The sequence below is a fragment of the Ruegeria sp. CF2 genome, assembly GCF_056537385.1.
The window spans coordinates 24,136-40,686 of the sequence record NZ_JBQFRL010000003.1; the positions used below are offsets into that span (position 1 = coordinate 24,136).

A 16,551-nucleotide genomic window follows, 5' to 3' on the forward strand; every position below is an offset into this window, starting at 1 on the left:
GCATTGTGCCCCCAATATCCTTGAACGAAAAAAGCGCGGCCGATGCCGCGCTTTGTTTTTGTACTGACAATTTCCGAACTGATCAGATCGCGCTGCGCGCGGCCTTCGGGCCAAAGACCAGCCAGCAGATGAATCCGATGACCGGAAGCAACAGAACGAAAAGGACCCACAGGATTTTCGCACCGGTCGTCGCAGACGAACCGATGATCGAGATTATGGCCCAGATCGACAAAACCAGGACGATCAGACCGCCAATGCCATATACTTCCACCATACCGAAGTTCCTTTCGAATTACGTGTCGTTGTTCCTACGAGGAAACAACGCGATAGGTGGCCGAAAGTTCCCGACAAAGATCTGGGTGTGACCCCAGTTCTGGTAAGTGGCTTGAGGAACTTTGTGCCTGACGGAACCAAAACGACCGGCAGAACGTTGGGTTTGAAGGTCGATACATGGGGTCAAAATGTCCGATAAAAACAAAGCGCCGCGAAAAGATCTTGTCGAGAAAGAGAGCGAGCGCGAAGCGGTCGAAGAAGCGTCCGGCCTCTCTCCGCGCCTGATATTCGAGACCATCCGCCAAAACGGCGAGGAGGAACTGGACCGCCCGACCAAAGCGTTGTTCTGGTCCGGGATTGCCGCAGGCGTGCTGATCAGCTTTTCGGTGCTGGGCGAAGCGATCTTGCGAGCACATCTGCCCGAAACCAGCGGGCGCTTTCTGATCGAGAACCTGGGCTATTCCCTCGGCTTTGTCCTAGTCATTTTGGGGCGGATGCAGCTGTTCACCGAAAACACGATTACGACTGTCGTTCCAGCCATGATAAATCCGTCCGTTGCCTGCTTCACCAAAACCGCGAGGCTTTGGGCAATCGTACTGGGTGCCAATGTGCTGGGGGCGTTTGCGATATCTGCCTTCCTGATCCATACGCCGGTGTTGTCACTCGAACTCGTCTCGGTCATCAACGACCTGAGCCACCACGCCACCGGCATGGGCGCCTGGGTTGGCTTTCTGCGCGGAATACCGGCGGGGATCCTGATTGCGGCGATCGTTTGGATGCTGCCTTCGGCACAGAACAACGAGGTCCTGGTCATCGTGATCTTCACTTGGATGATTGCGGCCGGTGACTTTACCCACGTCGTTGCCGGTTCGGTGGAAATGGCGGTTCTGATGCTTCAGGGGCAGTTGCCAGTAGGCGCAGCCGTTTTCAGCTTTTTCCTGCCCGTACTGGCCGGCAACATCATCGGAGGAACCGCTGTCTTCACGATGCTGGCCTACGCCCAGATCAAACCCGAAATAGAAGAAGACCCAAAGCGCGGCTGAGGCGCTTTGGGTCTTTGGGATGGCGGGTTGGTTGGCGTGGCAGTGACGAATAGCGCTGTCAGCGATTCCTGATGAAAAACCAGATCAGTAGACCGGCCAAACCCAAGCCGAGCATGGCCGGCAATACGTATTCGATGCCCATATCGGTCGCAGTGTACCGCGTGTTCTAACTGCGGTCCGCCTTGCGCAGCGCGAGGCCCAGCAGGACACCCACGCCCAACGCTCCGACCATTGCCAGACCCGGGTTCTCACGCACGAATGCGACACTTTTCTCGGATGTCTGTGTCAGCTGTTTTTGCGCCTCGTCGCGCGCCGTCTTCAACGTGTCACGCGTTGCGGTTACGCCATCTTCCAACGCTGATTTGGCCTCCTTGGCCACTTCGTCGATCCGCGCCGCCATCTCCACATGCGGAGTGTCCTGAGGGGCCTTCTTCGCCGTTTTCTGTGTCATGTCAGATCTCCTTTCATCGACCCAACGCGGGCGGTCGCCAAAGGTTCCACCAAAATGATCCGGAACCAATCTGGGGTTCCAAGCGTTGACCCGTCAGTAGTCACAAAAATGAAAGGAAATCCCATGTTGTCCTGGGCGCTGATCTTTTTCGCACTTGCTATCGTTGCTGGCATCTTCGGGTTTGGCGGCATCGCGTCGGCCTCGGCCGGTATCGCGCAGATCCTTTTCGTGATCTTTCTGGTCCTGTTCATCGGTTCGCTGATCTTGCGGCTGATCCGTGGGTAAACTCCGGCGCATCCGCACTCCCTGAAACAGTACCCCGAGGTTCAAAGCCCCATGAAAGATGCCGTCCATACCCAAACCGCCGCCGAATTGCTGATTGCCTGCCTCGAGGCCAACGGCGTGACCTGTGCATTCGGTGTTCCGGGTGAGGAAACGACCGATCTGATCGCCGCAATCGACCAGTCGAGCATCGACTTCGTCCTGTGCCGGCACGAGCAATCGGCGGCGTTCATGGCATCGGTTCACGGTCGATTGACGGGGAACCCGGCGGTATGCCTCTCGACACTTGGGCCTGGGGCGACCAACCTTGTCACCGGTGTGGCTGACGCCACGCTTGACCACGTGCCGCTGATCGCCCTCACGGGACAGGGTGCGCGGTCCCGGCTGGGCCGCGAAAGCCATCAGATCATAGATCTCGAAGCGCTCTTCGCGCCAGTCACCAAGTCGAGCCGAACGCTGATGGTCGCGGATGAAATTCCCCAAGTCGTGGCCGAGGCCGTGCGGTTGAGCAAGCTCGACAAACCCGGAGCCGTCCATCTTTCCCTGCCCGAGGATCTGGCCGAGGTTCCGATTCTGGCCGAACCTTTCGTGGCGCCACCGCCAGCGGAGGTACGACCGGCGGCCGATGCGGTCATCCGTTCCGCGCGCCTGCTGGCCGAGGCGAAAAAGCCCTTGATCCTAGCGGGACACGGGGTGATCCGATCCGGCACCGCAAGCGACGTTCGGGAACTTGCGGAAAGCCTGTCGGCCCCGGTCGTCACGACGTTCATGGCCAAAGGCGTTCTGCCTCCGGGACACCCGCTCTCGCTGCATTCGATCGGTCAGCCGGGCAAAGAATTGGCATCAGAAGCCTTCGACCTGTGCGACCTGATCATTGCCATCGGGTTTGACCCGGTTGAATATCCACCCTCGAACATCTCGATCGGCGGTAAGAAGCCGGTTCTCGAGATCTCGGATGTGGCCTCGACTGTTGATGTGGACTGGTCGGTAAAGGCCGCTCTGACAGGCGACCTTCCGCACTGCATCGACGTTCTGGCAAAGGCCACGGCCGAACGTCCCCCGCAAAGCTGGTTCAAAGATCTTCAGCGGAGGATTGACGCCTCGCTGGAAGGTGGGCCAACACCTTCCGATGCCGCTTGTGTCGCGCCGTCGGACATATGTCAGGCGATTTCCGAAACGCTTCGCGAAAGCGACGTTCTGTTGTCTGGCGTTGGCCTGCACAAACTTTGGGTCGCCAGCAAGGTTCAAGCGCGCCGGGCGGGGCAAATCATCATTCCGAACGGCCTGGCCGGTATGGGCCTTGCGCTGCCCGGAGCGATCGAGGCTGCCCGTCTGTTGGACGAGGGTCGGGTGATCGCCGTTTGTGGTGATGGGGACTTCCTGATGAACGTTCAGGAGATGGAGACGGCGGCCCGGTTGTGCGTGCCCGTGACTGTTCTGGTCTGGGAAGACAACGGCTATGGTCTGATCGACGAAAAACAGCCAGGTGCGCGCGAGTTTTCCTTCGGCAACCCCGATTGGGAGTCACTGGCCCGATCCTTTGGCTGGGTCTACCACGATATCGAAAGTCACAGCAAACTTGCTCCTGCGCTGCAGGCGGCGGCTGACGTCGCCGTTCCGACCTTGCTGCGGGTGCCGGTCGACTATTCGGCTGATGGCGGGATGCCCACCGTCACCTGATTTTTCCGCCGAAAGTGGAACCAAATCCGCCTTTGGGCGTTTCTTCCCCAGTAGAAAAAAGGAGTTGTCATGACCGACGCATTGAACGTTGTCCCGAACGAAAACCCCGTTTCCACTGGCGTGCGCGACACCGCGCCCTTGGCCAAGGGTCTGGCTGATGTTCTGGCCGATACCTACCGGCTGACCTTCAAGACACATGCGTATCACTGGAACGTGGAAGGCCCGCTGTTCTATTCGATTCACAAGCTGACCGAAGAACAGTACGAAAACATGTTCGCCGCCGCTGATGAGATCGCGGAACGCATCCGCGCGCTGGGTCATCTGGCACCCTCGCGCATGTCCGACATCCTCGATTTCTCGGCCATCAAGGATCGCGAAGGGGACCTGTCCGCCGCCGACATGATCGAAGATCTGGCCGCCGATCACGAGCGGGTGGCGCACCGCCTGCACGCCCTGACCGAGCTTGCAGGAAGCCGCAAAGACGTCGTGACCGAAGATCTGGCGACCGAACGTTCGGCATTTCATGAGCAGGCAGCTTGGATGCTGCGGGCGATCTCGAAATCAAGCTGACGCGGTGAGCGGGCGCGTGTGTCTTTTTGCGACCCGACGGCGCGCGTTTAAAGTCTTGTGCAGGCTTGCCGAAAAACCGGCAAGCCTGCACATTCTGATCTGGTGACCAGTCCAAAGGGCGGCAATGTCTAAAAAAAACACGAAAAGCCAAAACTTGGCCGAGGAGCGGACCGACTGGGCCGAAGACCGCACCATTTTGGCAAATGAGCGCACGTTTGCGGGTTGGATGAGAACCGGAATGGCCTGCGTGGCCATCGCCCTTGGCCTCAAGGCCGTATTTTCCGCCGTCGAGCCCGAGTGGCTGGCAAAAGCCGCAGCCACTCTTTTTGTGTTGATCTCGCTGCTGATCTATTGGGGAGCCTGGATGAACGCCCGCCGCGTATATTCCCGATTGGAAGCGCACAGCGCCCAACCGGCATCTCGCTTCCACTTGCAATTGGTTGTTGGGAGCCTGTCCCTCGGATCAATCGCATGTTGTCTCGTGTTGTGGCTTGTCTAATTGAGGTGGCCCGTTCGATTTTAAGATCATCGCGGGCCTTCGGTCCATCGGGCGATGCTTTCTGGTGCAGGCGGACGTTAGCCAATGCGCTGTGTGGCCTGACGGTAGTGTAGTGGAGACGCCATTGCACGATCAGGGTTTCGGCTTGCTTTGCCGCCGCAGCGGGTGCAGTCCCCGCCTGGGGACAAAACTTCGGCATACCGGTCCAGATGATCAGGCAACGGCTTGCGGCTGTGCTATCGGACCCGGTCAGATTGAATGAACCGCCGCATCGCGAATAAGCCGTTGAAAGATCAGCGCTAAAGGCAAAGCAGGTTCGAGTGCAATTCAAAAAAGCCGTTTTTTGTCGCAAAAACGGACTTTGGATGTCGAACGTCACTATGATCAGGAACTGGCGATCCCGGAAGGACTCGAACCCTCAACCTGCTGATTAGAAGTCAGCTGCTCTATCCAGTTGAGCTACGGGACCGCTGGGCCCTTCTTGATCGGTTTAGGGCCGGGGTTCAAGAGCCAAGCGCATGAACGCGCTGTTGGGATCGTCCCGATACCCAAAGATCGGACCGCAATAGCTGTATCCCAACGCTTCATAGAGTTTGCGTGCGGCGTCGTACTCGGCCAGATGGGCAGCGCCGGTTTCCAGAACCAGAGCAGAGATTCCGTCGGCGCGTGCGCATTCGGCCAGGTGGTTCATCATCGTCCGCGCCAAACCGCGCCCACGTGCTTTGGCCAGGATATGGACCGACTTCACCTCGGCCGTCCCGTCCGGCAAAGCCTTCAATGCGCCGCACCCCACAGGCTCGTCGTCGTCAAACAGGGCCCAGAACCGAATATCCGGCCCAGAGAGCGCCTCGGCATCCATTGTGTGATTGCTTTCGGCGGGTCCCGCGGTTTCGCTGTGCGCGAAATGCGCCTCGACCACCGGCCGCAGGGCAGCCGAAGTCGGATCCGCTTCGCGGATGTCAATCATTCAGTGGGTCCAGGGACCGCGGCGGTCTGTTGCAAAATTCTCGCCATACCCGCGCTGGCGCAGGTTGGGTTTGCGCTTGTGCGGTTCGCTGACCAGAACTTCGATGCCATGATCCTTGGCATAGTCCAACGCTTCTTCCTTGGTGTCGAACTTCAGGCGAACCTGGGATTGCGTGTCAGAAGACGATGTCCAGCCCATCAGCGGATCAACCTCGCGCGCCGACGCAGGCGCGAATTCCAAAACCCATTTGCGGGTCTTGGCCATACCCGACGTCATCGCATTTCTTGCAGGCTGGTAAATCCGTGCGCGCATGTCGCCTCTCCATACTCGGTTGGTCGCGACCGTTTATGCGTCAGAGTGCGGGCGGGGACAAGATTGCAAATGCCGCAGGGCCACGCAAATGACCGGCGCTGCAGGGGTTGCATGCGGACAAAATAAGAACAAATGTAAGAAGCCCAAGCGGAGCCTGCCGATGCCCTATGCACATTCTGACAAAACCCAGCTGACAGTCGACGATGTCCGCGCCCGCCTGAAGCTCGAGGGCGGCAAGCGGTTCGTCATGCATACGGAGTTTGCACCGGCGGGTGACCAGCCAACGGCCATCAAGGAACTCGCCGCCGGTGTCCTGGACGGCGAGCGCGATCAGGTGCTGCTGGGCGCCACCGGCACCGGCAAGACCTTCACCATGGCCAAGGTGATCGAGGAAACCCAGCGCCCCGCCATCATCCTCGCCCCCAACAAAACGCTGGCTGCCCAGCTTTACGGCGAGTTTAAGGGCTTTTTCCCGGACAACGCGGTCGAGTATTTCGTGTCGTACTACGACTACTACCAGCCCGAAGCCTATGTGCCGCGCAGCGATACCTATATCGAGAAGGAATCGCAGATCAACGAACAGATCGACCGGATGCGCCACTCGGCCACCCGGGCGCTGCTGGAACGCGACGACGTGATCATCGTGGCCTCGGTGTCGTGCATATACGGCATTGGATCGGTCGAGACCTACGGGGCGATGACGCAGGATCTGAAGGTCGGGAACGAATACGACCAGCGGCAGGTGATGGCCGATCTGGTGGCCCAGCAATACCGCCGCAACGATCAGGCCTTCCAGCGCGGCAGCTTCCGGGTGCGGGGCGATTCCCTGGAAATCTGGCCTGCCCACCTGGAAGACCGCGCGTGGAAACTCTCGTTCTTCGGCGAGGAACTGGAGGCGATTACCGAGTTCGACCCCCTGACCGGCGAGCGCACCGACACGATGGAGCAGATCCGGGTCTACGCCAACTCGCACTACGTGACACCGAAACCGACGATGCAGCAGGCGATCCTCGGCATCAAAAAGGAGCTGCGCCAGCGGCTGGATCAGCTGGTGGGCGAGGGTAAGCTGCTGGAAGCGCAGCGGCTGGAACAGCGCACCAATTTCGACCTAGAAATGCTCGAAGCCACCGGCGTCTGCAACGGGATCGAGAACTACTCGCGCTATCTGACCGGCCGCGCCCCGGGCGAGCCGCCGCCGACCCTGTTCGAATTCATCCCCGACAACGCCATCGTCTTTGCCGACGAAAGCCACGTCTCGGTGCCGCAGATCGGCGGCATGTATCGCGGCGACTACCGGCGCAAGTTCACGCTGGCCGAACACGGGTTCCGCCTGCCCTCCTGCATGGACAACCGCCCGCTGAAGTTCGAGGAATGGGACGCCATGCGCCCGCAGTCGGTATTCGTCAGCGCCACGCCGGCCAAGTGGGAACTGGAGCAGACCGGCGGCGTTTTCACTGAACAGGTGATCCGGCCCACGGGCCTTTTGGACCCCGAGGTTGAAATCCGCCCCGTCGAGATGCAGGTCGACGACCTGTTGGACGAGGTGCGCAAGGTCTCGGCCAAGGGGTTCCGCACGCTGGTCACCACGCTGACCAAACGCATGGCCGAAGACCTGACCGAATACATGCACGAACAGGGCATCAAGGTCCGCTACATGCATTCCGACATCGACACGATCGAGCGGATCGAGATCCTGCGCGACCTGCGGCTGGGGGCCTTCGACGTGCTGGTGGGCATCAACCTGCTGCGCGAGGGGCTCGACATTCCCGAATGCGGTCTGGTCGCCATTCTGGACGCCGACAAAGAGGGCTTCCTGCGCTCGGAAACCTCGCTGATCCAGACCATCGGCCGCGCCGCGCGCAACGCCGAGGGCCGCGTCATCATGTATGCCGACCGCATCACCGGCAGCATGGAGCGCGCGCTGGAAGAAACCAACCGCCGCCGCGCCAAGCAGATCGCCTATAACGAGGAGCACGGCATCACGCCCGAGACGGTGAAGAAGAATGTCGAGGACGTTCTGGCCGGTCTCTATCAGGGCGACGTGGACATGAACCGCGTCACCGCCACCATCGACAAACCGATGCACGGCGCCAATCTCGAGGCCCATCTGGACGGGTTGCGCGAGCAGATGCGCAAGGCGGCCGAGAACCTGGAATTCGAAGAGGCCGCCCGCATCCGCGACGAAATCAAGCGTCTGGAAGCTGTCGATCTGGCCGTCGCCGACGACCCCATGGCGCGGCAATGGGCAGTCGAGAAAGCCTCGGAAGACGCAATTCGCTCGCAGGGACGGTCAACGGCTGGGCGGCCCGGGCAGCGGGGTGGGAATGTGAAGAGAAGGAAGCGATAACTCAGACGGCTGAAAGCTACCAGTGACTGGGAGCTAGTTTCTTAAGGCCCAAATTCCCGCTCCTTTGCCCTCGGGCAAACAAAACCAATCCTCTCCTCGCGCTGCGTCAAAAACTTCCGAGTCAGATGATCGCATTTCAAGTTCTTTCCGAACCACTTCCTCTAGACTCTTAGGCGTAGATCTACCTGCACTTTGTCTGATTTCTTCCACTTTATCGTAAATCTTCGACAGGTGCGCCCTGCCACCCAATTCATCTAAGGCTGACCTAACATCGTCACACCATCTTGCATCGGGCGCCATCATGTCATCACTACTCCTTTGAGTGGCCGCTTTTTTTTGGTTTCTAGTGGTGACAGTATTTGGATCTCGAAGAACAGAAACGGGTTTGCGTCGACCGGCTGCATCAATAAAGAACCAATTGGCCCATGCGTTTTCAGTTTTTGTTCCGATCGCGCGGCTTAACTCATTTAACGTTGAATATCTGCCACTTAATCCAGAAATCTGCCACTGCCCGCCAACTACGATTGCTTGGTACTCTTTTCCTAGATACGTTCTGTGTATCTGGAAGCCTTCGCTGAATTGCACTCCAAATCGACGATCAACCAAACCGAGTCTATCATTGGACTTTTGCTGCGTTGCCTCTGGTGATTTTTTATCCTCCCGGCTCAAAACCCTTCTAAGAATATCGTCTTCGTTTTCTTCGCCGCGAATTCGCAACGACCAGATCAAAGCAAAGACGTCGGTTGATACTTTAATTTCTTTCATCTAGAACCTCCAATCTAGGTTCTAGAAATCATAGATAGATCTAGAACTCAAGGGAAATCGTACGTCTGATGAAATCACCATACCGCCACAGTCGCGTTATACCTGTTCATATTCCACCCTTGCCACCCGACCCCTCCCTCCTCCACGTTTGAAATCACAAATTGTGATTCCAAACGGGTGCCATGACGAACGCCAAAAACCTGCCCTCCACGCATGAGGTCCAAAGCGCCATTCACCGGGTGCGTGGTACCCGCGTGGTGCTGGCCGAGGATCTGGCCCGGTTCTACGGAAAAACCGTCAGCGCCTTCAATCAGGCCGTCTCGCGCAACACCGACCTGTTCGAGGGCTACCGCTTTCAGCTGACCGATGCCGAGGTGGCCGATTTGACATCACGGAATGTGATTTCAAAGCCCAAGGGCCGCGGCGGGCGGCGGGTCAACCCGTGGGTCTATACCGATTACGGCGTGGCCATCGCCTCGACCCTGTTCAAGGACCCGCGCGCGATCAAGATCACCCGGATGATCACCGAGGCCTTCGTCGACGGTGCCAACGCCCTGGCTGAAACCCCGCGCAGCGCGCCCGAGATCCTGCCGCCCGAAGGCACCCCCGCCCCGCTGCTGCCCAATGGCGAGCAGTTGCGGGCGCTGGCGGAAAACATCCTCGATTCCGGGCAGCAGAGCCTGGTCGACTACATCGCCAACCCCACCACCAAGCGCCAGCAGGCGGTGGCGGTGATCATGAAAACGCTGGCCGAAACCGCAGGCGAAGAGGTGCGCACCCAGCACGAGCGTCTGCGCCTGCGCATCGCCGAACGGCTGGCCGCAGGCGACTATGCCGATGACGATGACCGCAAGCGGCTGATTGAACTACTGCAGGCGATGAAGGGCTAAAGCCCCAGCTCGGCCCGCATCTTTTTCGTCAGCTTGGCCACGACCATCTCGTAGGACGTCACGATGTGGTCGCGCAGGGACGCGTCGCTCATCCCGCGTTCGTCATAAACCTGCAGCCATTTCATGCCGCGCGAGGCCAGATAGGGCGCGGGCCGGATGCCGGGCTGATCCTGCAGCACCTCATAGGCCAGGTCGGTGGCCTTGAAGGTAAAGGCGTCCGTGCCGTCGTTCCAGCCGCAGATCGCGAACACCTTGCCGCCCACCTTCCACACATCCGCGTTGCCCCACTGCACGACGTGGCTTGTGGCCTTGAGAGAGGCGCAGAAGGTGTTGAATTCGTCTCGGGTCATGACGCCGATCCTGACGGGCCGGCAAGGATTTCGCAAGCAAGCATGACCTGTCGGGCCTAACCGAACAGGTCTTGCAGAACGTCGCCGATTTGAACCGTCGCCGCGCTGGACCAGTCTGGCCGATAGGACGGTTTTCGCACCTGGTACTCGGTTCCGGTGCCCGTGCCCGACCAGACGCCATCGAAGAACAGAGCGCGCTCCTTGCGCCGCCGCGGGCGTATTTCAGGCGGCCGCCGCCAATACATGATCGCGCGTCGAGCGCCGGCCACATCCCCGGCCTTCCATCTGCCCACCCAAACGGCCCGGTCTATGGCCCCGGTGTTGTAGTGAAAGGACAAGGCCGCGCCCAACTGCGCCTCGGTCAGGGCGTGGCCGGCAAAGGCCGTTTCCACCGCAGGCAGATAGTTGGTGCGGATGGCCCACTCATACACTTCAAAACAGCGCCGCAAGGTCTGGGGGTTGTCCAGATAACGCGGCCAGACCGTGTGGCCCGAGGCCGACGTGATCCCCACGCTCCAGGTCCAGACATCAACGGAATCCAGATAGGCCTCGCGCACGATCGCTTCGTGCGAGATAAGCTCAGCGGCAATACGCGGTGTGATCTTGTACGGCATCAGGCCATCCCCGGGTGGCGGCCGATGTCACCCCTTTTCCCAATGGGCGATGACATCATACCCCATCGGCGTCGGAGGTCCTTCAAGATACTCGGCAAACTGGCCCCACAACTCGGCAACCTTGGGGGCGTTTGCGTTTGATGTCGCCTCGCTTTCGACGACCGAGATCACATAGCCGCTGCCGTCCTCGTTCATCACATTCGTAAAGCAGTGCATACCGGGCATGCCCATGATCTGATCCTTCAGATCGTTCATTCGGGCCGTGGCGGCCTCGCGGGTGCCGGGCTTCATCTTGAACTGGGTAACGCGTGCAAACATGGTTGTCCTCCCTCGCATGGGGTCCAGACCCCGAACCGCGGCAAACTGCCAGCGGACGTTATGATCCTACCACGTCCTGCCCAAATCACGCAGGGACACAGGCAACGCGATCATGTGCGTGAAAAGGTTCAACCATGAAGATAGGAGTCTTCAAGGACCGTCAGGGGCGGACAAATTTGGCGTTTCCGACAGCCCGCGGTTTGGGTCCCGCGCTTTGCGTGGACGCAGGAGCCTGGACCGGCACAGCCGACCGCGTCGCGGCCCGGACACTGGACTCGCATGCGATCCCGTCGCCATCAGGGTCGTTGCGTTTGTGGTACCCAAGCTGTCCCTCGCGCATCGGTCCAAGACCAACAGAGCGTGCCGCGTCGCAACCAGCCAGCGCCACAAGGTGCATCACGGCTTCGGTCCGCTCCAGGTCTGAGGTCCGGAGATATACACCCAGCGCGATCATCCCCGTCGTCAGCGGCAGGGCCAGCACCATCAGCAGAATGCGCAGCGGGGACAGCGCATGTCGGCGCAGGGCATCAGCCTTGCGCTGTCGACGTGCCGAGCGCGGATCTGGTGCGGGTTCGTTGTATACGGTTGTCTTCAGCTTCATAAGCTTGGCGATACACCAACTATGTGGCAAAGCCGAGGCATCGGAATGACGCAATCCAGCGAGGGCGCCACGTGAACACGCGAAACCCATTTCAACCGGTCGACGAGACTGCGCGGGAACTGGCCCTTGATCTTATCACGCAGGCCCGTTTTGCTGCGCTTGCCGTGGTACATCCGGACAACGGACTGCCGTCGATCAGCCGCATCGCACTGGCCACCGACAGTGCTGGATGGCCGCTCACCCTGATCTCGGATCTGGCGGAGCACTCACGCGCTTTGGAGGCAAATCCGGCCTGCGCGTTGCTAATCGGCGAGCCCGCTGACAAAGGTGATCCACTGACCCATCCCCGGCTGACCCTGCACTGCACGGCGCGCCCGATCCCACGGGCGACCGAGGAGCATACCGCGCTTCGGGCACGCTACTTGTCACAGCGTCCGAAGGCCGGACTATATATCGACTTCGCAGATTTCCGTTTTGTGCGTTTCGAGATTGTCGATGGGCTTCTCAATGGCGGGTTCGGCAAAGCGTGGAAGATGACACGCGAAGACCTTTGCCCGCCATCAAATCAGCGAACGACGTGAACTGCGCAACTGGCGTGGCGCACCACATGTGTCGCGGTCGAGCCGAGCAACAGATCCTGCATCCCCGGTCGGTGCGACGCCATAATGATCAGGTCAGGTTTGTTGGTTTCCGCCCAATCCAGAATCGTGCGCCCCGAATGGCCCTCGACCACAACGCCCTTGGCGTTCGGTAGCTTGGCGGCCAGAATGTTCAGCTCATCCTGGATCGCGCGCCGCGCTTCGGTCAGGTATTCGGCCGGCATGTAAGAGATTGCGTAGTCCGGGATATGCTCGACAACATGCAACAGGGTCACTTTCGCATCTGGCGTCGCCAATAGTTTGGCCAGTTTCAGCGGCCCCGACGTGTCACGCTCGGCATCGAAGGAAATCGGGACAAGAATATTGTGATACATGGCTGGCGTCTCCTTGAGTTTCGCGTTCAGATAGCAGTAGCCAAAGTCTTCTGACCTTGATTCAGGTCAGGATCAGTCAAATGTTTCGGCCACGTCGTACATCACCGGCTCGAAGCTTTTGCACAATTCGTTGATCTTGCGGTTGCGCTCGCGCATTTCAGGCGTTCGCAGCATGGCCAGAAAGTCCTCCCGCCGCTCCCACTGCGAATAGTTCGCGATGCGGGTTTGGGCATCGTTGACATGCAGTCCGGCCGCGACAAAACCGGGCTGCTTGGAAATGAAGTTCGCATAGGCGTCGGTCAACGCTTCCAGCAGGTCCTGGCAGGTTCCGGGGGTCATTTCGAAAGTGGTGATAACGGTCTGAACACTGGCGTCTTTTGATATCTTCGGCATCGGTCATCTCCCTTGTCTGACCCAAGCCTAGCACAGGTTATTCAAACGTCCTGCCTTTCGTTGAGCTGGCGCGAAAAAGTTTCCGAAAAATGAACCGAGCGCTAACCTTCCGTTAACCAAGGTTGATGATCCTGCGCCAATGGCCCGCCTGATCGCCTTCCTGTGTGCAAGCCTTGTGTTTTCAACTCCGGCCTTGGCCGGGGCATGGCTTCGTGAAGAAGGCGCCTCGTTCACATCGTTGGCCCTGACGGCGTTTTCCGAGCCCGGGAAGGGCATCCGCTTCAAGTCCTCGCTCTATGGGGAATGGGGAATGCGCCCAAATCTGACGCTGGGTTTGGACGCGGAAGAGCATCAAGAACTCTACGGTCACGCCGTGGTGTTTGCGCGCCTACCGGTTGCCGAATTTTCCAACGGTGGGCGTCTGGCGGCCGAGTTGGGTGTCGGCGCGCATCACCGTGAAACCCGCGCATGGGCGATGTACAAGGCAACCCTGTCTTGGGGCAAAGGATTTCAGGCCCGATATGGCAGTGGCTGGCTGGCGGCTGATGCCGCGCTGGAGTACCGAAGCCATGACGCTCTGATCCGAAAACTGGACCTGACAGTGGGTTTGTCGTCGCACCGTCGGGTCAATCCCCTGCTCCAGATCGAAACGTCCTATGTACCTGGCCGCCCGCTCTATTGGAGCGCGCGACCCTCGGCGATGTTTCGATCCGAAAGCGGCCCCAACACCTGGATAATCGGGGTCGAGCGCAACGCCACCCGGGACAGGCCAGGCCTGAGATTCGCGCTGTGGCGCGAGTTCTGAATGCTGCGCGCCGGCCGCCCCAAAAGCGACCGGCCGACACGGATCAGACCTCGATCCGCATGATCACCGAAACTTCACCACTCAAGGCCTCGGACCAACGCAACTTGATCTGGTCCTGGTTCGTCCCTTGCTGCAACTGAACATAGGGGGCCGTATAGCGCAGAGTTCCAAAGGCGGTTCTCAGCCCGTCCAGCACGACGACGCTGTCACAGCTGCGGGCCTGCCCACTAAAGGGGAATGCACCATCCGAGTCCACCGTCCAGGCAGAGGCCGCCGTATTCTGTTCGTGTCGGACCCGCAGCGGGTTCGCGGTCTTGAGTGTCACGTTGTGATACGTGTTGTCTGCGAACGTGACATTCACATGCCGATCAGGATTCAGATCGGCAAAAGTTGTATCAACCTTGTCCACGCGGTCGATTGACCCGTTCGCCGTTCGGAACTTGTTGCCCGTGACCGTCATTCCGTTCAAAAAATGCCCGACGCCATGCGGGCGCACGACGATATAGGCGAACCACGGGGCAACGTCACTTGAATAGAAGATGTTGTCGGTGATGCTCATGGCGCTGAAGGAATAGCCCGAGGTGTAGTCGGGTTCGGCATCGCGCTCATTGCTCCACTCGATGAAACAGTTGTCGATATAATTGTCGGCGATCGAAGAACTGTTGTAGGCCCCGATCATCACCAAACCCGCATTGCGCACACCGTTCGGCACGCTGTCGCCCTGAAAGAAGTGGTTGCCCAGAACCAGGTTGTTGTCTCCGCCCAGAACCGCGAAGTGGTGGAAACGAACGGCGCGGTTGTGGCGCAGCTTGACGTCGTTGGCATTGGCGTTGATGGCAATCGAACTGCGGTCGGGCACGTCCAGAGACTCTTCACTGGACAGGAACTGGCAACCGTCGATCAACATGCCCTGGCACCCCACCCCGATTGAAGTGATGCCGCGATCCAACGGACGGCTGACAAAGCAGTTCTTCAAAACGAACGTGTTCCCGCCCGGCGACAGGCGGATCGCGCTGCAGCGCCCGTTGCATTGAAACTCGATGTCTTCCATGGCGAATTTCTGGAGCGCACTGAAGCCCGAGAAATCCAACAGGTACTTGAAAGCAACGAACGTGAATGTCTGCGTGCCAGCCGCATCATAGATAGGTGCGTTCAAGGTGATCTCACCGGCACCTTCATCCTTGGACCGAACATAGATCTCACGTCCAACGCCGCTGCCCTGAACCAACGACCCGAGCGGGATATTGGCCACGTTGGCCACACCGGACAACTTGTAAGGATCCGCCAGATCGTATGTTGCGACAGAGGTAAAGGTCTCGGTGTCCCATGAGGCGCTGCTCTTGACGTCGAACTGCCCGTTGCGGATCACGCGGCGAGTGGAGTAGCTGCCGCGATTGGGTACGGCGGCCTGCATGTCGATCGGCTCGGACACCGAGATCTTGCGGCCGCCCAGGTCCAGCGATTCATGATCCGAGTTGTTCAACAGCGCCTGAAACGCCTTTTTGAAGGCCAGGGCTTCATCGCCGAAGGCGGAGATGTAAGTCGGCAGATCGAAATTCTTGGTCAGAAGAAGCATCTTGTCATCAGGCATCGTGACCGTGCCCTCAAAGTCGACCTCTGCGTCCAGCCCAACATCCTGTGCCAGGTGGTAGGTTCCCTGCGGCACATAGATGCGGCGACCTCTCGCGGCTTGGTCTGCCGCCTCGAACGCGGCCGAGTCGTCGGTCACACCATCTCCCAACGCGCCATAGTCCCGCACGTCCACAAGGCTGATCATGTCGCGCAAGAAGACCCCGGTGACATCGGTAATTTCGATATCATCGATCCGAACGAGCGCGCCGTTTGCCCCCTCGATATCGAGGCCGAAATGCCCGTATAGCGCCGAAATGCCCCAAGGCATGTCCACGCCCGGCCGCTGCCCAATCCCGACGATGGCGGTGACCTCGTGCACCACGCCATAGCCCGACAGCTGGATGGCCGGGCCCTGTTCGGTCAGTCCGGAAAGGTGCACGTCGCCGGCCCCTCCGGCCCATCCAGCGATCCGGACCTGCGGCAATGGCCCGCTGATCGCTTTGACCCGCGCCTTGATCTGCAAATAGCAGCCCGGCAGAAGCGGCGTCTGCCCCATGTACCGCAGTTGCTGCGTGGCGTTGACCTTCAGTATCTCAAGACAACCGCCAAACTCCGCATCTGCAGGCACGAACACTCCCGTTCCAGACCCGTCATAGGTCGGTGAGCCCGGAGTGCCATCGCCGCTGGACCAAACATCCAGACCATTCGCGAATTGCGGCGGCGTGAAAACGATGCCGTCGGTGATTGCCTTGTTCATTGAATACCCTTTCCCAAACGCGCCCACTCTTCAGGCTATGGCGCATGCCAAATTCCGGATCCGGAAGCCGCCCGGACACGCTGGTCTGA

21 protein-coding genes and 1 tRNA gene are annotated in these 16,551 nt (G+C 59.5%); 9 read left to right on the forward strand and 13 right to left on the reverse strand.

Going from position 1 to position 16,551, the window contains the following annotated elements; all coding sequences use genetic code 11:
- Positions 1-82: 82 nt before the first annotated feature.
- Positions 83-274 carry a PLD nuclease N-terminal domain-containing protein gene (locus ACR0IR_RS13790; protein WP_170365264.1) on the reverse strand — a complete coding sequence of 64 codons (192 nt, stop codon included), beginning with the start codon at positions 272-274 and terminating at the stop codon, positions 83-85.
- Between the two features lie 187 nt (positions 275-461).
- On the opposite strand from ACR0IR_RS13790, the gene ACR0IR_RS13795 reads away from it, so the two are divergent.
- Positions 462-1,316, forward strand: coding sequence for a formate/nitrite transporter family protein (locus ACR0IR_RS13795; RefSeq protein ID WP_170365265.1), 855 nt, complete (start codon positions 462-464; stop codon positions 1,314-1,316).
- Between the two features lie 166 nt (positions 1,317-1,482).
- Here ACR0IR_RS13795 and ACR0IR_RS13800 read toward each other — a convergent pair whose 3' ends face one another.
- Positions 1,483-1,767 (reverse strand): DUF883 family protein, encoded by a 285-nt coding sequence (locus tag ACR0IR_RS13800; protein WP_170365267.1) that lies wholly within the window; start codon positions 1,765-1,767, stop codon positions 1,483-1,485.
- A gap of 123 nt (positions 1,768-1,890) precedes the next feature.
- Between ACR0IR_RS13800 and ACR0IR_RS13805 the strand changes: the two genes are divergently transcribed.
- From ACR0IR_RS13805 to ACR0IR_RS13820, 4 genes are all read left to right on the forward strand, one after another.
- Positions 1,891-2,052 (forward strand): DUF1328 domain-containing protein, encoded by a 162-nt coding sequence (locus tag ACR0IR_RS13805; RefSeq protein WP_093961673.1) that lies wholly within the window; start codon positions 1,891-1,893, stop codon positions 2,050-2,052.
- A 51-nt stretch (positions 2,053-2,103) separates the two neighbouring features.
- Entirely contained in the window at positions 2,104-3,729 is a 1,626-nt protein-coding gene (locus ACR0IR_RS13810; protein ID WP_170365268.1) for an acetolactate synthase large subunit, read from the forward strand.
- Between the two features lie 69 nt (positions 3,730-3,798).
- Positions 3,799-4,299 (forward strand): Dps family protein, encoded by a 501-nt coding sequence (locus ACR0IR_RS13815; RefSeq protein ID WP_170360286.1) that lies wholly within the window; start codon positions 3,799-3,801, stop codon positions 4,297-4,299.
- A gap of 124 nt (positions 4,300-4,423) precedes the next feature.
- On the forward strand, positions 4,424-4,798 hold the full coding sequence (locus ACR0IR_RS13820; protein ID WP_170365270.1) for a YidH family protein: 375 nt from the start codon (positions 4,424-4,426) through the stop codon (positions 4,796-4,798).
- 392 nt (positions 4,799-5,190) lie between these two features.
- Here ACR0IR_RS13820 and ACR0IR_RS13825 read toward each other — a convergent pair.
- From ACR0IR_RS13825 to ACR0IR_RS13835, 3 genes are all read right to left on the reverse strand, one after another.
- Positions 5,191-5,267: transfer RNA gene (locus ACR0IR_RS13825), tRNA-Arg, on the reverse strand.
- Between the two features lie 21 nt (positions 5,268-5,288).
- On the reverse strand, positions 5,289-5,765 hold the full coding sequence (locus ACR0IR_RS13830) for a GNAT family N-acetyltransferase (RefSeq protein ID WP_170365272.1): 477 nt from the start codon (positions 5,763-5,765) through the stop codon (positions 5,289-5,291).
- Complete coding sequence (locus tag ACR0IR_RS13835; protein WP_093963390.1) at positions 5,766-6,077, reverse strand: ETC complex I subunit; 312 nt, start codon at positions 6,075-6,077, stop codon at positions 5,766-5,768.
- 160 nt (positions 6,078-6,237) lie between these two features.
- Between ACR0IR_RS13835 and uvrB the strand changes: the two genes are divergently transcribed.
- A complete protein-coding gene (uvrB, locus tag ACR0IR_RS13840) occupies positions 6,238-8,424 on the forward strand; it encodes an excinuclease ABC subunit UvrB (protein WP_170365273.1) in 2,187 nt (728 codons plus the stop codon).
- 33 nt (positions 8,425-8,457) lie between these two features.
- Here the strand turns inward: uvrB and ACR0IR_RS13845 are convergent, their stop codons facing one another.
- Positions 8,458-9,189: a hypothetical protein gene (locus ACR0IR_RS13845; RefSeq protein ID WP_170365275.1), complete on the reverse strand. Its 732-nt coding sequence runs from the start codon at positions 9,187-9,189 to the stop codon at positions 8,458-8,460.
- Between the two features lie 182 nt (positions 9,190-9,371).
- On the opposite strand from ACR0IR_RS13845, the gene ACR0IR_RS13850 reads away from it, so the two are divergent.
- Positions 9,372-10,079 carry an ORF6N domain-containing protein gene (locus ACR0IR_RS13850; protein ID WP_170365277.1) on the forward strand — a complete coding sequence of 236 codons (708 nt, stop codon included), beginning with the start codon at positions 9,372-9,374 and terminating at the stop codon, positions 10,077-10,079.
- Here the strand turns inward: ACR0IR_RS13850 and ACR0IR_RS13855 are convergent.
- The 4 genes from ACR0IR_RS13855 to ACR0IR_RS13870 form a co-directional block, all read right to left on the reverse strand.
- Positions 10,076-10,429, reverse strand: a complete 354-nt coding sequence (locus tag ACR0IR_RS13855) for an MmcQ/YjbR family DNA-binding protein (RefSeq protein ID WP_170343255.1) — start codon at positions 10,427-10,429, stop codon at positions 10,076-10,078. The two genes, ACR0IR_RS13850 and ACR0IR_RS13855, sit on opposite strands and share 4 nt — an antisense overlap.
- Positions 10,430-10,485: 56 nt before the next feature.
- Positions 10,486-11,043, reverse strand: coding sequence for a lysozyme (locus tag ACR0IR_RS13860; RefSeq protein ID WP_170360269.1), 558 nt, complete (start codon positions 11,041-11,043; stop codon positions 10,486-10,488).
- A 27-nt stretch (positions 11,044-11,070) separates the two neighbouring features.
- Positions 11,071-11,361: a hypothetical protein gene (locus ACR0IR_RS13865; RefSeq protein ID WP_170365278.1), complete on the reverse strand. Its 291-nt coding sequence runs from the start codon at positions 11,359-11,361 to the stop codon at positions 11,071-11,073.
- Between the two features lie 160 nt (positions 11,362-11,521).
- Positions 11,522-11,962, reverse strand: a complete 441-nt coding sequence (locus tag ACR0IR_RS13870; RefSeq protein ID WP_170365280.1) for an excalibur calcium-binding domain-containing protein — start codon at positions 11,960-11,962, stop codon at positions 11,522-11,524.
- 71 nt (positions 11,963-12,033) lie between these two features.
- Between ACR0IR_RS13870 and ACR0IR_RS13875 the strand changes: the two genes are divergently transcribed.
- Positions 12,034-12,543: a HugZ family pyridoxamine 5'-phosphate oxidase gene (locus tag ACR0IR_RS13875; protein WP_170365282.1), complete on the forward strand. Its 510-nt coding sequence runs from the start codon at positions 12,034-12,036 to the stop codon at positions 12,541-12,543.
- Here ACR0IR_RS13875 and ACR0IR_RS13880 read toward each other — a convergent pair.
- Both ACR0IR_RS13880 and ACR0IR_RS13885 read right to left on the reverse strand, forming a co-directional pair.
- Positions 12,528-12,935: a universal stress protein gene (locus ACR0IR_RS13880; RefSeq protein ID WP_093963399.1), complete on the reverse strand. Its 408-nt coding sequence runs from the start codon at positions 12,933-12,935 to the stop codon at positions 12,528-12,530. The genes ACR0IR_RS13875 and ACR0IR_RS13880 overlap by 16 nt on opposite strands.
- A 72-nt stretch (positions 12,936-13,007) precedes the next feature.
- Positions 13,008-13,328, reverse strand: a complete 321-nt coding sequence (locus ACR0IR_RS13885; protein WP_093963400.1) for an antibiotic biosynthesis monooxygenase family protein — start codon at positions 13,326-13,328, stop codon at positions 13,008-13,010.
- 139 nt (positions 13,329-13,467) lie between these two features.
- On the opposite strand from ACR0IR_RS13885, the gene ACR0IR_RS13890 reads away from it, so the two are divergent.
- Positions 13,468-14,133 carry a hypothetical protein gene (locus tag ACR0IR_RS13890; RefSeq protein ID WP_170365284.1) on the forward strand — a complete coding sequence of 222 codons (666 nt, stop codon included), beginning with the start codon at positions 13,468-13,470 and terminating at the stop codon, positions 14,131-14,133.
- 43 nt (positions 14,134-14,176) lie between these two features.
- Here the strand turns inward: ACR0IR_RS13890 and ACR0IR_RS13895 are convergent, their stop codons facing one another.
- A complete protein-coding gene (locus ACR0IR_RS13895) occupies positions 14,177-16,462 on the reverse strand; it encodes a glycosyl hydrolase family 28-related protein (RefSeq protein ID WP_170343259.1) in 2,286 nt (761 codons plus the stop codon).
- Positions 16,463-16,551: the final 89 nt, after the last annotated feature.